Raw genomic sequence first — 13704 nt, 5'->3', positions numbered from 1 at the left:
GCAAGCCGAAGTCCCTGGATGACGTTCAAACCGATGCCGCCGAGACCGAAGACGATCGCGGTCGAGCCCATCTCCACCTTGGCGGTGTTGATCACCGCACCGATGCCGGTGGTGACGCCGCAGCCGATATAGCAGATCTTGTCGAACGGAGCGTCCGGATTGACCTTGGCGAGCGCGATCTCTGGCAGCACGGTGAAGTTGGCGAAGGTCGAGCAGCCCATATAGTGGTGGATCTTGTCCTTGCCGATCGAGAACCGCGAGGTGCCGTCCGGCATGACGCCTTGCCCCTGGGTGGCGCGGATGGCGGTGCAGAGATTGGTCTTGCGGCTGAGGCAGGAGGGGCAGGACCGGCATTCTGGCGTATAGAGCGGAATGACATGGTCGCCCTTCTTCACGCTCGTGACGCCGGGGCCGACATCGACGACGATGCCGGCACCCTCATGGCCGAGGATCGCCGGGAACAGCCCTTCCGGGTCGGCACCCGAGAGGGTGAAATCGTCGGTGTGGCAGATGCCGGTGGCCTTGACCTCGATCAGCACCTCGCCGGCCTTCGGGCCCTCGAGCTGAACCGTCATGATTTCCAGAGGCTTGCCGGCCTGAACGGCTACAGCGGCGCGTACGTCCATTTTTCTTCTCCCTCGAATTTCCGCAACTGTTCGGCGATCGTCCTGCAATCGTCAATACAACGGCAGGCGATGCGCGTAAGCTGAAAATACATGACCTATCGGAAATTTTCCTCGATCCGTTCCAGTTCGCTCTCGAGCGCCGCGATCGCTTCGCCCGTTTGCTCGTGGAGCCTTTTGACGAGCTCGAGTTGCTCGCGAAGCGCGGCATGCGAATGAGACGGCCCGTCGTCAGGGGCACGGCCGATCCCGGCAATCAGCCAGGCTGGCGTGACGCCGAGGATGGAGGCGAGCATGAAGAGCCGGTTTGTGCGGGGCTCGGCACGATCGCGCTCCCAGGCGGATATCGTTTCGCTGCGCACGCCGAGCCTGCTTGCCAGTTCCTTGATCGAAAGCCTTGCCGCGTCGCGCGCTCTCCAGATACGGCCGCCCAGCGTGTCGCAGTCTCCTGTTTGGCGCAGGCGCGCGATCACGGTTTCGGTGGATAAGCGCATGGTTCGCTCTCCTCTTCACCTGACATCTCTACCGCCCGCACGGTGACGGAATGCCTGCGGGGCGAAGCTGGGCCGAGCTTATCGGTATTCCTTCCCGTGCGGAGCACCTCGGAGCGGCATAAACACAGCCAAATGCGGCTCGTTCCGGGCCTGGCGATTCTCCGCTGCCGGGCGTTGAAACCGCGATGAAACAGGTTAGGCTCAGGTCCGACCTTCAGCATCGCACTGGAATCGCCCTTGAACGGATTCGCACAAACGGCCGCCGCTCCGCGCAGCGCGGTGACGCAAGGCGTGACGATCATGCTGTTCGCCATGCTCGTCCTGCCCTGCATGGATGCCATCGCGAAGTACATGGCGGTTTACGAGGGCATGTCGCCGGGGCAGGTGACCTTCTACCGCTTCTTCTTTCAGCTCGTCTCGGTCGTGCCGCTGCTGCTGACGGCGGGCGGGCTGCGGGCGATCTATCCGAAGCGGCTTTGGCCGAACCTTTTGCGCGGCGTGCTGCTTGCCGCGGCCGCCCTGCTGTTCTTCGTATCCGTGAAATACATGCCGCTTGCCGATGCCTTCGCGATCTATTTCGTCGAGCCCTTCATCCTCACCTGTCTGTCAGCACTGATCCTGCGCGAGAGGGTCGGCTGGCGGCGATGGACCGCGATCGCCGTCGGCTTCGGCGGTGCGATGATCGTCATCCAGCCGAGTTTCGCCGTCTTCGGCCCGACCGCGCTGCTGCCGATGGTCTGCGCCTTCCTGTTCGCCTGTTACCTCTTCCTCAACCGGGCGGTCGGCAGCGCCGATTCGCCGCTCGCCATGCAGACGACCGCCGGAATCGGCGGGACGCTCTTCATGGTGGCGGTCATCGCGGTCGGCAATGGCATGGGTGCAGTCGATTTCGAGCCGGCGCTGCCGCGATCGGGTCTCGGCTGGATACTCGGGATCGCTCTCGGCACGATTTCGGGCTACGGCCATCTGCTCGTCGTGAAGGCCTTCCGCCTGGCGCCGCTGTCGCTGCTGGCGCCGTTCCACTATTTCGAGATCGTTTCGGCGACGGCGCTCGGATATCTTGTGTTCGGTGATTTTCCGACGCCGTCCAGATGGCTCGGCATTGCCGTCATCGTCGGCTCCGGGCTTTTCATCATCTGGCGCGAGAGAGAAGGACGGAAGCCCGATTAACAGGAGTTCGGTTATTGGTTATCGCTGCGGGTCGGTCCGAAAACCGCCTCGAAGGCCTTCCTGATCCGTATGTCCACGTCGGGCATCATAACCGGAAGACCCAGATCGACGAGGCTGGTCACGCCATAGTCGCGAATGCCGCAGGGTACGATGCCGTCGAAATGGTCGAGATCGGGATCGACGTTCAGCGAGAAGCCGTGGAAGCTTACCCACCTGCGCAGCCGGATGCCGATGGCGGCGATCTTGTCCTCGGCCATCGACCCGTCGGGAAGCGGCGGCTTTTCCGGCCGGCGAACCCAGACGCCGACACGATCCTCCCGGCGCTCACCCTTGACGTTCATCGAATCGAGCGTCCCGATGACGACGCTTTCAAGGGCGGCGACGAAACCGCGCACGTCCTGGCGGCGGCGCTTCAGGTCGAGCATCACATAGACGACCCGCTGACCCGGGCCGTGATAGGTGTATTCGCCGCCGCGACCGGTTGCAAACACGGGAAAGCGTCCCGGCGTTACCAAGTCGATGTCGTTCGCACTTGTCCCGGCAGTGTAGAGGGGCGGGTGCTCGACCAGCCAGACCAGCTCGTCGGCCGCCCCGTCCGCTATCGCGGCCGCCTCCCGCTCCATCGTCGCGACCGCCTGTGGATAGTCGACGAGGGAAGACGCGATGCGCCAGCGCACCGGCGGCGATTCCGGTGCCGCAAACATGGTATGGCTGAGATTTTCGCGCTGCATGGCAAAGCCCGTTTGGTGATTTTCCGGCCTGTACATGGGGCCGCGCACGGCAAGAGTCCAGCGTTTCCAGTGCTTCGCGGAGGGGGCGCGTAAATAGTTCCGTTTCCAGTCAAATTTCTGTCGTCATACCCTTGTGCACCCCGAATCCTTTTGCTACATGCAGCCCCGCCGACGCAATCGGCACCTACCACGATGCGGTCGTGGCGGAATTGGTAGACGCGCAGCGTTGAGGTCGCTGTGGGGCAACCCGTGGAAGTTCGAGTCTTCTCGACCGCACCATTTAGATTAAGAAGGCCCCGTAACCTAATGGTTGAACGGGGTTTTTATTTTTCAGTCACCCGCCGCCCGGACGCAATCGACAGGCTCGGCGGCCAAATCGCCGCAGCGCGTCTTCCTCCCTACGGGCGTCGGTTCTCTCCCGGAATCGTTAGACAGCGCCCGGCCAGGCTACTCACGATGTCACCGTCCCTACACAACATTGTTTACCGCTAAATTCGTGAAATCCTAAAAAAAAAGTCGGCGAAAGGCCGGGTTTTGGTTATGCTCCTATTGTCATGGACGGATTCGCGAGAAGCGCCGGCATGATGGGGTGACAGAGCGACGAGTCTTGCGGAATGGCGTCCTCGATCCTTGGATTAAGGCGCCGATCGATCGGTCCCGAACTGATGTGCGGATGTCGTCGTGAGCTGCTGCTTCGGCATCCGCTTGTAGTGCCGGTTAAGAAGGAACTTTGAAGTCAGGAAACCGTTCACTTGAAGCAATAGCCGATTGGCAGCGATCCCGGTTCAACCAAGCGGCTTGCCGCGGGAGAGCACGATGCAAAGGAGTGAATCTGACGTCTTCGACCTCTTTTCGGAGATCTATTCGAGTGCAGCGCAAGAAGAGATAAGTCTACAGGAATATCTCCTCGCATGTCGCGACGACAAGAGCATGTATGCCACCGCGCAGGAGCGGATGGTGGATGCCATTGGAGAGCCGGTTCTCGTCGATACCAGTGCTGACGAGCGTCTCGGCCGAATCTTCGCCAACCGAACCATCAAAATTTATCCGGCCTTCTCCGATTTCTTCGGCATGGAAGACACGATCGAGCGGATCGTCGGTTACTTCCGCTACGCTGCCCAGGGTCTCGAGGAGCGCAAGCAGATTCTCTATCTGCTCGGTCCGGTCGGCGGCGGTAAGTCGTCGCTTGCGGAGCGGCTGAAGAAGCTCATGGAGCAGCGGCCGATCTATACGCTCATGGTTGACGGCAAGATCAGCCCGGTCTTTGAGTCTCCCCTGGGCCTGTTTCACCCCGAGCGCATGGCCGACCTGCTCGAGGACAAATACGGTATCGCAAGGCGACGGCTGACCGGCCTGATTTCGCCCTGGGCGGCAAAGCGCCTCGACGAGGTCGGGGGCGACATATCGAAATTCAGCGTCGTCAAGCTGACCCCTTCGCGCCTGCGTCAGATCGGCATCGCCAAGACGGAGCCCGGAGACGAAAACAACCAGGACGTGTCCTCGCTGGTCGGCAAGGTCGACATCCGCCAGCTGGAAAATTACAGCCAGGCGGACCCGGATGCCTATTCCTATAGCGGCGGCCTCAACCGCACCACGCAGGGCCTGCTGGAATTCGTGGAGATGTTCAAGGCCCCGATCAAGGTCCTGCACCCGCTGCTGACGGCGACCCAGGAGGGCAGCTACAACGGCACGGAAAACTTCGGTGCCTTCCCCTATCAGGGCACGATCCTGGCGCACTCCAACGAATCGGAGTGGCTGCAGTTCAAGAACAATCGCAACAACGAGGCGTTCCTCGACCGCATTCTGGTGGTCAAGGTTCCCTATTGCCTGCGCGTCACCGAAGAGAAGATGATCTATGAGAAGCTTCTCCGCGAGAGCGAACTCTTCAACAATCCGTGCGCGCCCGAGGTGCTGGAGATCCTGAGCCGCTTCACGGTTTCCACCCGGCTCGTCCCCCATGAGAACTCGTCGCTCTACACGAAGATGCGTGTCTATGACGGCGAGAACCTCAAGGATGTCGATCCGAAGGCGCGCTCGGTCCAGGAATATCGCGATGCCGCCGGCGTCGACGAAGCAATGACCGGTGTCAGCACGCGCTTCGCCTTCAAGGTCCTGTCGGAAACCTTCAACTACGATACGAAGGAAGTCTCGGCCGATCCCGTCCACCTGATGTACATCATGGAACAGGCCATCAAGCGCGAGCAGTTCGCGAAGGAGACGGAAGCGGCCTATCTCGACTTCATCAAGTCGGAACTCGCCAGCCGCTATGCCGAGTTCATCGGCCATGAAATCCAGAAAGCCTATCTGGAATCCTACAGCGAGTACGGCCAGAACCTCTTCGACCGCTACATCGCCTATGCCGACGCGTGGCTCGAGGACCAGGACTTCAAGGACCCCGACACGGGGCAGATCCTTAACCGCAAAATCCTCGACAGCGAGCTGTCGCAGATCGAAAAGCCGGCGGGCATTGCCAACCCGAAGGACTTCCGCAACGAGGTCGTCAAGTTCACCCTACGGGCTCGCGCCAAGAATCATGGGCGCAACCCCTCCTGGACGAGCTACGAGAAGCTCAGGGAAGTCATCGAGAAGCGCATGTTCGGTCAGGTCGAGGACCTGCTGCCGGTGATCAGCTTCGGTTCCAAGAAGGACAGTGCGACCGAGAAGCAGCATGCCGAATTCGTCCAGCGCATGAAGGAGCGCGGCTACACCGAACGGCAGGTGCGTCGATTGGTCGACTGGTACATGCGCGTCAACAAGGCGGGCTGAGGTGCGGTTAGCAGGGGGCAGCATATGCCGAACTTTATCGACCGCCGCCTTAACCCGAAGGACAAGAGTCTCGGTAACAGGCAGCGCTTCCTGAAGCGCGCGCGCGAGGAACTGAAGCGGGCCATCAAGGAACAGGTCAAGTCGGGCAAGATCGCCGACGTCGATGCTGATCACAACGTTTCGATGCCCGCCCGCGGCGTCAGCGAGCCGACCTTCCAGCCGGCCGGCGATACCGGCGAAAGGAAATATGTCCTGCCCGGCAATCGAGAGTTCGCGGCGGGCGATCGTCTGCCGAAGCGGGCTTCCGGCGGCGGTGCCACCGGCGCCGGCGCCGGAACCGGGCGGAGCGAGGACGAATTTCAATTCGTCCTGTCGCGCGAGGAGGTGCTCGATCTCTTCTTCGAGGACCTGGAACTTCCCGACATGGTGAAGCTCAACCTCAAGGAGTCCGTCGCCTTCAAACGGCGCCGCGCCGGTTTTGCCGCGACCGGTTCCCCCACGAATATCAACGTCGGCCGTACGATGCGCAACAGCTTCGGCCGCCGCATCGCCCTGCACCGGCCGGGGCGAAAGGAAATGGAGGCGATCGCGGCGGAGATCGCCAGGTTGGAGGCGGAGCCGAAGGCAAGTACGAAAGACCAGCAGCGCCTCGGGGAACTGCGTGAGGCGCTGGAAAAGCTGGAGCGCCGGCGCCGGCGCATTCCCTATGTCGATCCGGTCGACATCCGCTTCAACCGCTTCGAGCCGCAGCCGCTGCCGAATGCCAGCGCCGTGATGTTCTGCCTTATGGATGTTTCCGCTTCCATGGGCGAACGCGAGAAGGACCTTGCGAAGCGCTTCTTCGTGCTGCTGCACCTTTTCCTGAAGCGGCGCTACGACAGGATCGACATCGTCTTCATTCGCCACACGGACGAGGCGGGCGAGGTGGATGAGAACACCTTCTTCTACAGCAAGCAGAGCGGCGGCACGATTGTCTCGACGGCGCTCGAGGAGATGCTCCGGGTGATTCGAGAGCGCTATCCGGCCCGCGAATGGAACATCTATGCCGCGCAGGCTTCGGACGGCGAGAACATCTCGGGCGACTCGGAGCGGTGCGCGTCGCTGCTGCACGATGAATTAATGCGGCTCTGCCAGTATTACGCCTATGTCGAGATCATCGACGAGCGCGAGACGGAGATTTTCGGCACCACCGACAACGGCACCTCGCTCTGGCGCGCCTATCGCACGGTCGATGGCGAATGGCCGAATTTCCAGATGACCCGCATCGCCAAGCCAGCGGACATTTATCCCGTCTTCCGGAAACTCTTCGGCAAACAGCCGGCTGTGCAAGCGCGTTAGGGAGGGGCGACCGGGATGCCAAAAAAGGGTGCGGCTTCAAACCTGCTGTTTCAGGGCTCCGACTGGAATTTCGAGACGCTTTCGCGCACCTACGATGCGATCGAGACCGTCGCGCTCGATGATCTCGGGCTCGACGTTTATCCTAACCAGCTCGAGATCATCTCTTCCGAACAGATGCTCGACGCCTATTCTTCCGTCGGCATGCCGCTGATGTACCAGCACTGGTCCTTCGGAAAGCGCTTCGTCTTCGAGGACCACCTTTATCGCAGGGGCAGGCGTGGCCTTGCCTATGAGCTGGTCATCAACTCCAATCCCTGCATCACCTACCTGATGGAAGAAAACACCATGGCCATGCAGGCCCTGGTGACGGCGCACGCGGCCTTCGGCCACAACCATTTCTTCAAGAACAATTACCTGTTCCGGCAATGGACCGATGCCAGCGCCATACTGAGCTACATGGAGTTCGCCAAGAAATACATCACCAAATGCGAGGAGCGCTACGGAACCACCGCCGTGGAGGCCATCCTCGACTCCGCCCATGCGCTCATGGATCAGGGCGTCTTCCGCTACCGCCGGCCGCCGAGGCTGTCTTCCGAAAAGGAGCGGGAGCGGATGCGCGAAAGGCTGGAATACGAGGAGCAGACCTATAGCGACCTGTGGCGGACGCTGCCGACGACAAGCGAGAGCAGTGATCCGGACGCCGTCGAGCGGGACGTTTCGGAGCGCAAGAAGGCGCTCAACCTGCCGGATGAGAATCTGCTCTACTTTCTCGAGAAGACCAGCCTGATTCTCGAACCGTGGCAGCGCGAAATCCTGCGGATCGTCCGCGTCATCGCCCAGTATTTCTATCCGCAGCGGCAGACCAAGGTGATGAACGAGGGATGCGCGACCTTTGTTCACTACACGATCATGAACACTCTCTTCGACCAGGGGAGAATAACCGAAGGCGCGATGCTGGAGATCCTCCAGAGCCACACCAATGTCGTCTTCCAGCCCTCCTTCGACGATCCGCGCTTTCCCGGGATCAACCCCTATGCGCTCGGCTTCGCCATGATGCAGGACATCGAGCGGATCTGCGTCGATCCGACGTCCGAAGACCGCGACTGGTTTCCCGACATCGCAGGCAGCGGCAACTGGCGCGAGACGCTGCTGGATGCCTGGGCAAACCACCGCGACGAGTCCTTCATCCTGCAATATCTGAGCCCGGCGCTGATCCGCAAATTCAGGCTGTTCCTGCTGTCGGACGAGGCGGACGAGAAGTATTGCGAGGTCGCCTCGATCCACAACGAGCGCGGTTACGAGGCAATCCGGGCGGCGCTTGCGCGAAGCTACGACATTGGCGCCAACCAGCCGGACATTCAGGTCATGGACGTCGACCTTTTGGGTGATCGCCACCTCCGGCTGCAGCACAATGTCAAGAACGGCATCCTTCTCGAGGAGTCCAGCCGCGATGCGACCCTGCGGCATGTTCGCCATCTGTGGGGTTATGAGGTTAGCCTCGCCGGCGTCGAGGCCGAAACCGGCGAGACGCTCTACGAGTGCTCGACAGCGGATATAGAGGAAGATTAGCCGACGCGTTGCCCGCAAAGCGCATTCGCGACGATCTTGGATGAGATCGTCGCGAATGCCGGCCGATCTGCGGTCACTTCTCGGTGCCGTCGGGCGCGACTTGCTGCACTTCTCCGCCGGTCCCGGTTTGCGCGGTCGGGTCCCGGTCGGTCGGCGCCGGTATCGCCGGCGTGGACTGATCCTGATTGACGCTGCCCGTTTGCTCGGTGGAAGGTCCGGGCTGCATCTGTTCCGTTTCCGCCGCCTGATCGCTGTCGATGGCTTCGCCCCAGATTGCGACCGCACCCCAGGCGACGAAGGCTAGCAGGAGCCCGCCGAGGAGTACTGCCAATATCGCCGTGCCGCTGCGGCCCTGCTTTGCCTCCGCAGCCGAAAATCTCTTTCTCTCGGGGTCGTGCGTAGCACTTGTCGGATCGCCGCGTTCATCGAGATATTTAGCCATGGCATCTCTCCTTGGTTTTGTCCCTGGAGAACGGGCTTGGCATCGCAATGTTCCGAGAGGATCAGTCGCCGAGGGAATCGACCACGCTGCGGCGGATGAGCTTGTAGGTGTGGTCGGGCTGGACCTCGTAGGTCTCGTAAACCGTTCTGCCCTCGTGCAGGAACCGGTTCTGGATCTTCGTGCCCGGTGCCGCCTGGGTCTTCCGCGACGAGGCCGACTCCCCATAGGTGAGGCTTCCGGGGAGCGGCTCGAGATCGGGCGTGGCGGTGCAGCCTGCAAGCGCCGCGGCGCAGAGGAGGGTGAGACGCAGATATTTCATCGCATGTCCTTCGGTTTCAATTTCGCTGTCGTTTCGGCTCTTGTTTCCGATTTGCGGGATAGGGCAGGTTTCGGGCGTGAGCGACCCTATTGAAGCGTAGGCTTTCGCGCAACCGCAGGGCGCGGCCAGATCTCAGCGCAGTTTCTCGAACCGCTTCACCGCGCGATCCCGCTTCAGCCTCGACAGCCGACGGAGCCAGAAGATGCCGTCGAGCTGGTCGATCTCGTGCTGCAGGCAGACGGCCATCAATCCGCTGGCCTCCTCCTCGCGCGTCTCGCCCGCCATCGTCTGGTAACGGACGCGAACGCCCATCGGCCGCTCCACGTCCTCGGAAATGCCGGGCATCGAAACGCTGCCCTCGCTGTGGCGCGCCGTGGCTTCCGAGTGCCAGACGATCTCAGGATTGACGAAGCAACGCGGACCCGTCTGGCGGTCCAGCTCGATCACCGTCACCCGTTTGAGGACGCCGATATGCGGGGCGGTGATGCCGATTCCGGGAGCCGCGCGCATCGTCTCGGTGAGATCGTCGACGAGGGCGCGAAGGTCATCGTCGAAACGGGTGACGATTTCGGCGCTGATCCCGAGCGTCGGATGTGGAAACCGGATGATAGGTCGAAGTGCCATGCGGATGCTCTCTTGCGTGAATGACTGCCTCGTTCTGCGTCGGAGCCGGCAGCCTTACTCGTTTCACTTTTTTCATGTGCATTTGCAACAGCTTGGAGAAAAGGTCCGCGGCCCCGCGTCGACAGGTGGACCTTGGCGGAGCTTTGCGCTAGCAGGGCAATGGGCTGCTTATAGCGCAGGTTTAGGCGGCGTGTACTTCTGGAGGCGGGTCCATGAGCGATACAGGCGACGACGACCGCGGTTCTGAAGAACTCGCTGCCTTTGAGGGTTCGGACATCTATGCCGACGACGGTTCGGTCCGTTCGGATTTCCTGATGCATGTCGGTGCCGCGATCGCTGATCGCGACACGATCTATCTCCGCAAGCACGTCGCCGGCCTTCACGCGTCCGAATTGGGCGATCTGCTCGAGGCGATCCAGCCGGAACAGCGCCTGGCGCTTGTTTCCTTGCTCGGAAAGGAGTTCGACCTTGCCGCGCTGACCGAGGTCGATGAGGCGATCCGCCTAGATATCGTCGAGCACCTGCCGAACGAGCAGATCGCTGAAGCGATCGGCGAGATGGATTCCGACGACGCAGTCTACATCCTCGAGGATCTCGATCAGGAGGATCAGGAGGAGATCCTTGCCAAGCTGCCCTTCACCGAGCGCGTCCGTTTGCGGCGTTCGCTCGACTATCCGGAAAGCACCGCCGGCCGCCGCATGCAGACCGAATTCGTGGCCGTGCCGCCCTTTTGGACGGTTGGCCAGACCATCGACTACATGCGCGAGGACGACGATCTGCCCGAGAGTTTTACGCAGATCTTCGTGATCGACCCGACCTTCAAGCTGCTCGGCACCGTCGATCTGGACCGGGTGTTGCGCACCAAGCGATCGGTGAAGATCGATGCCATCATGCGCGACACCAGTCACTCGGTCCCGGCCGAAATGGACCAGGAGGAGGCGGCCCAGCTTTTCGAGCAGTACGACCTCCTGTCGGCGGCCGTCGTCGACGACAACGGACGGCTGGTCGGGGTTCTGACGATCGACGACGTCGTGGACGTCATCCAGGAGGAAGCCGAGGAGGACCTGCTGCGCCTTTCCGGCGTCGGTGACGAGGAACTGTCGGACTCGGTCGCGGAGGCGTCCCGCTCGCGCGTCCCCTGGCTGTTTGTCAATTCCATGACCGCCTGCATCTCCGCGTCCGTGATCGGCCTCTTCGATGCCACGATCCAGCAGATCGTCGCACTCGCGATTCTCATGCCGATCGTCGCCGGCATGGGCGGCAATGCCGGCTCGCAGACGATGACGGTCACAGTGCGGGCGCTCGCCACGCGCGGCCTCGACATCCACAACGCGCCCAGGATCATCCGCCGCGAGGCGGGCGTCGGCCTGTTGAACGGCATGATCTTCGGCAGCTTCATCGGCCTTGTCGCGGGATTCTGGTTTCAGGACGTCCATATCGGCGGCATCATTGCAACGGCCATGTTGATCAATATGATGGCCGCGGCGCTGGCCGGAATCCTGATCCCGCTGCTCCTCGACAAATCCGGTGCCGATCCGGCGGTCTCCTCCGCCGTCTTCGTCACGGCCGTCACGGACATCACCGGCTTCTTCAGCTTCCTCGGGATCGCCACCTGGTGGTTCCACGTCACGTGAGCCCGTTTGACTTTTACGTCAAAGTCAATGATAGTGGGTTCTGTAGTTTATGGAATGGCGGGCGTGAACAAGTACTATAGCATTACGGAATTGACGCGGGAATTCGGTATCTCCACCCGGACGCTGCGTTTCTACGAGGATGAGGGCCTCATCCATCCGGAACGCCGCGGACGCACGCGCCTGTTTCGCCCAGCCGATCGGCATCTGATCAAGGAAATTCTGCGCGGCCGGCGCATCGGCTTCACGATCGCCGAGATCCGCGAGATCATTCAGATCTACAAGGATCCGCCCGGCGAGATGGGCCAATTGCAGCTCCTGATGAAGCGCGTCGAGGAGAAGCGCGAGGAGCTACGGCAGAAGCGCAAGGATATCGACGATACGCTTGCCGAACTCGACAATGTGGAGGAATCCTGCCTGACGCGTCTCGCCGAAATCGGGGTCGGGACGTAGGAAACGCGCAGACGGTTTTGCAATCTTTCGAAAGGTGGCCGCGAGCCGCCTTTTTTCGTTCCGCCGTTCAGATCCACCGTGTCGTGTGGCGGCAATAGCGTTCGAATTCGAAGCCGAAACGCGAGAGCAGGTGCCGCTCCTCGTTGCGTACGGCGACCAGCGTCGTCAGGGCGACGGCCACGATTCCCAGCACGAAGAACCAGGGATTGAGGGTGATCAGGCCGAGGCCGACCATCGCAAAGGTATAGCCGAGATAGATCGGATTGCGGGTGAAGCGGAAAGGTCCGCCGGTGACGAGGCAGGTTGCACAGCGGTGGGGAAGCACGGCAGTGCGGCGTTCGAGGAGGGCCTTGACGGCCCAGAGATCGAGCAAGGCCGCAAGCAGGATCAGGGCGCAGCCCGCCAGCCAAGGAAGCCAGCCATGCGCGTGGGCGACCGGAATGGGGAAAACGCGGCCGACCGCCACCGCGGCCAGGGCTGCCGCGCCGTAAATCAGCGGTGGCCATGGAAAATTCAGCGGCTTGGCACGATAGGCGTTCATGTCCTAGTCCCCCGACTGCGCTTCCATTGTGCACTGAGTGGCGATTCGCGCAATGCGTTCATCCGTTCTCAAGTCGATCTTCCCCTGGTTTAGACCCTCGAACAGGTTCTGCTCCCTCAGCTGGTCGAGCGTGCAGCCGCAAAAGACGCTGCACGAGATGCCCGATCCGTCACGGCTGCAGGCCTGCTCGCAGCTCAGCCGATAGGCCTGTGCCGGATCCGGGACGGGGGCAGGGGCGACGAGAGAATAGGCGTAGACGAGCCCGATGAGCAGCGGCTGGTGGATGAGGTATATGGCCAGACTGTGGCGCCCGGCAATGGCGAGCGGCTTGATCCACAGCTTGCCGTTGCCCTCGTCGCTTTTCGCGGTCCGCCATCGGGCGATGAGCATTGCGTGGAACAGCTTCGCCGTGCCGAGCCCGATGAGAAAGGGGGCCAGCCACGGCAGAAGCGGAACGTAATCATTGGAGCGCGGGATCGTTTCGGACAGCCCGACCCACCAGAGCGCCGGAGCGTCGAAGAAGGCCGAGCGCAGATAGAGCGGCGCGGCGAAGGCGGCAGCGGCGGCGAGGAACGAGGCCGGCGCCGGGAGCCGCAGGAAGAGAATGCCTACGAGGCTTGCCGCCGCGATCGCATGGAGAATGCCGAAAAAGATGAAGGACTGGGGAATGGCGAAAAGGGTGGCAATGCTGATCAGCGCCGCCGCCCCGGCGATTTTGGCGAAACGCTTAAGAAACGGGCGCGCGCGGAATTTCGGACTGTGGCCGAGCACCAGGCTGTAGCCGGCGAGAAACAGGAAGCTGCTGGCGATCAGCCTGGCAAACAGCCTCCAGCCGCCCGTGCCCGCCGTGCCCGCCGCCACATAGCCGAAGAATTCCAGATCCCAAGTGAAGTGGTAGATCGCCATGGCGACGAGCGCCAGCCCGCGCAGCGCATCGAGGAGATCAATTCGGCCCCTCCGCATCACCTCCGGCTGTTCGGCGGGTGTTTCGTCGATGGTCGTC

14 protein-coding genes and 1 tRNA gene are annotated in these 13704 nt (G+C 61.8%); 7 read left to right on the top strand and 8 right to left on the bottom strand.

Annotated elements, in window-relative coordinates:
- Positions 1-626: alcohol dehydrogenase catalytic domain-containing protein (locus CO664_RS09865; protein ID WP_158254917.1), on the bottom strand; the 626-nt coding region annotated here is incomplete at its 3' end.
- A gap of 95 nt (positions 627-721) precedes the next feature.
- The gene (locus CO664_RS09860; RefSeq protein WP_097538542.1) at positions 722-1117 is read right to left on the bottom strand and encodes a helix-turn-helix domain-containing protein; all 396 of its coding nucleotides are present in this window, start codon (positions 1115-1117) and stop codon (positions 722-724) included.
- Positions 1118-1417: 300 nt separating this feature from the next.
- On the opposite strand from CO664_RS09860, the gene CO664_RS09850 reads away from it, so the two are divergent.
- Positions 1418-2287 (top strand): DMT family transporter, encoded by an 870-nt coding sequence (locus CO664_RS09850; protein ID WP_097538541.1) that lies wholly within the window; start codon positions 1418-1420, stop codon positions 2285-2287.
- Between the two features lie 11 nt (positions 2288-2298).
- On the opposite strand, the gene lipB is transcribed toward CO664_RS09850, so the two are convergent.
- Positions 2299-3018 carry a lipoyl(octanoyl) transferase LipB gene (gene lipB, locus CO664_RS09845; protein WP_097538636.1) on the bottom strand — a complete coding sequence of 240 codons (720 nt, stop codon included), beginning with the start codon at positions 3016-3018 and terminating at the stop codon, positions 2299-2301.
- A 194-nt stretch (positions 3019-3212) separates the two neighbouring features.
- On the opposite strand from lipB, the gene CO664_RS09840 reads away from it, so the two are divergent.
- From CO664_RS09840 to CO664_RS09825, 4 genes are all read left to right on the top strand, one after another.
- Positions 3213-3297, top strand: a tRNA-Leu gene (locus tag CO664_RS09840).
- Positions 3298-3834: 537 nt separating this feature from the next.
- On the top strand, positions 3835-5784 hold the full coding sequence (locus tag CO664_RS09835; RefSeq protein WP_097538540.1) for a PrkA family serine protein kinase: 1950 nt from the start codon (positions 3835-3837) through the stop codon (positions 5782-5784).
- 24 nt (positions 5785-5808) lie between these two features.
- Positions 5809-7122, top strand: a complete 1314-nt coding sequence (locus tag CO664_RS09830) for a YeaH/YhbH family protein (protein ID WP_097538539.1) — start codon at positions 5809-5811, stop codon at positions 7120-7122.
- 15 nt (positions 7123-7137) lie between these two features.
- Positions 7138-8691 (top strand): SpoVR family protein, encoded by a 1554-nt coding sequence (locus tag CO664_RS09825; protein WP_037423245.1) that lies wholly within the window; start codon positions 7138-7140, stop codon positions 8689-8691.
- Positions 8692-8764: 73 nt separating this feature from the next.
- On the opposite strand, the gene CO664_RS09820 is transcribed toward CO664_RS09825, so the two are convergent.
- The 3 genes from CO664_RS09820 to CO664_RS09810 form a co-directional block, all read right to left on the bottom strand.
- The gene (locus tag CO664_RS09820) at positions 8765-9133 is read right to left on the bottom strand and encodes a hypothetical protein (RefSeq protein WP_097538538.1); all 369 of its coding nucleotides are present in this window, start codon (positions 9131-9133) and stop codon (positions 8765-8767) included.
- A 61-nt stretch (positions 9134-9194) separates the two neighbouring features.
- Positions 9195-9452, bottom strand: coding sequence for a hypothetical protein (locus CO664_RS09815; RefSeq protein WP_037423239.1), 258 nt, complete (start codon positions 9450-9452; stop codon positions 9195-9197).
- Between the two features lie 132 nt (positions 9453-9584).
- Positions 9585-10076 carry a peptide deformylase gene (locus tag CO664_RS09810; protein ID WP_097538537.1) on the bottom strand — a complete coding sequence of 164 codons (492 nt, stop codon included), beginning with the start codon at positions 10074-10076 and terminating at the stop codon, positions 9585-9587.
- A 212-nt stretch (positions 10077-10288) separates the two neighbouring features.
- Here CO664_RS09810 and mgtE point away from each other — a divergent pair, with 212 nt between their 5' ends.
- On the top strand, positions 10289-11710 hold the full coding sequence (mgtE, locus tag CO664_RS09805) for a magnesium transporter (protein WP_037383094.1): 1422 nt from the start codon (positions 10289-10291) through the stop codon (positions 11708-11710).
- A gap of 54 nt (positions 11711-11764) precedes the next feature.
- Entirely contained in the window at positions 11765-12160 is a 396-nt protein-coding gene (locus CO664_RS09800; RefSeq protein WP_037423231.1) for a MerR family DNA-binding transcriptional regulator, read from the top strand.
- Between the two features lie 67 nt (positions 12161-12227).
- Here the strand turns inward: CO664_RS09800 and CO664_RS09795 are convergent, their stop codons facing one another.
- Positions 12228-12701, bottom strand: a complete 474-nt coding sequence (locus CO664_RS09795) for an isoprenylcysteine carboxylmethyltransferase family protein (RefSeq protein WP_097538536.1) — start codon at positions 12699-12701, stop codon at positions 12228-12230.
- A gap of 3 nt (positions 12702-12704) precedes the next feature.
- A complete protein-coding gene (locus tag CO664_RS09790; protein WP_234820170.1) occupies positions 12705-13664 on the bottom strand; it encodes a DUF1624 domain-containing protein in 960 nt (319 codons plus the stop codon).
- Positions 13665-13704 lie beyond the last annotated feature (40 nt).

It is taken from the genome of Sinorhizobium sp. NG07B, from assembly GCF_002532005.1.
GTDB classification, from domain to species: domain Bacteria; phylum Pseudomonadota; class Alphaproteobacteria; order Rhizobiales; family Rhizobiaceae; genus Sinorhizobium; species Sinorhizobium fredii_C.
This window is presented reverse-complemented; position numbering and strand designations above follow the sequence as displayed.

Excerpts from the sequence above, each read along its gene's own strand:
- CO664_RS09820 (WP_097538538.1), bottom strand. The coding sequence starts at position 9,133 with ATGGCTAAATATCTCGATGAACGCGGCGATCCGACAAGTGCTACGCAC.
- CO664_RS09860 (WP_097538542.1), bottom strand. The coding sequence starts at position 1,117 with ATGCGCTTATCCACCGAAACCGTGATCGCGCGCCTGCGCCAAACAGGA.
- CO664_RS09795 (WP_097538536.1), bottom strand. The coding sequence starts at position 12,701 with ATGAACGCCTATCGTGCCAAGCCGCTGAATTTTCCATGGCCACCGCTG.
- CO664_RS09830 (WP_097538539.1), top strand. The coding sequence starts at position 5,809 with ATGCCGAACTTTATCGACCGCCGCCTTAACCCGAAGGACAAGAGTCTC.
- CO664_RS09810 (WP_097538537.1), bottom strand. The coding sequence starts at position 10,076 with ATGGCACTTCGACCTATCATCCGGTTTCCACATCCGACGCTCGGGATC.
- CO664_RS09850 (WP_097538541.1), top strand. The coding sequence starts at position 1,418 with ATGCTGTTCGCCATGCTCGTCCTGCCCTGCATGGATGCCATCGCGAAG.
- lipB (WP_097538636.1), bottom strand. The coding sequence starts at position 3,018 with ATGCAGCGCGAAAATCTCAGCCATACCATGTTTGCGGCACCGGAATCG.
- CO664_RS09790 (WP_234820170.1), bottom strand. The coding sequence starts at position 13,664 with ATGCGGAGGGGCCGAATTGATCTCCTCGATGCGCTGCGCGGGCTGGCG.
- CO664_RS09835 (WP_097538540.1), top strand. The coding sequence starts at position 3,835 with ATGCAAAGGAGTGAATCTGACGTCTTCGACCTCTTTTCGGAGATCTAT.
- CO664_RS09815 (WP_037423239.1), bottom strand. The coding sequence starts at position 9,452 with ATGAAATATCTGCGTCTCACCCTCCTCTGCGCCGCGGCGCTTGCAGGC.
- CO664_RS09825 (WP_037423245.1), top strand. The coding sequence starts at position 7,138 with ATGCCAAAAAAGGGTGCGGCTTCAAACCTGCTGTTTCAGGGCTCCGAC.
- mgtE (WP_037383094.1), top strand. The coding sequence starts at position 10,289 with ATGAGCGATACAGGCGACGACGACCGCGGTTCTGAAGAACTCGCTGCC.
- CO664_RS09800 (WP_037423231.1), top strand. The coding sequence starts at position 11,765 with ATGGCGGGCGTGAACAAGTACTATAGCATTACGGAATTGACGCGGGAA.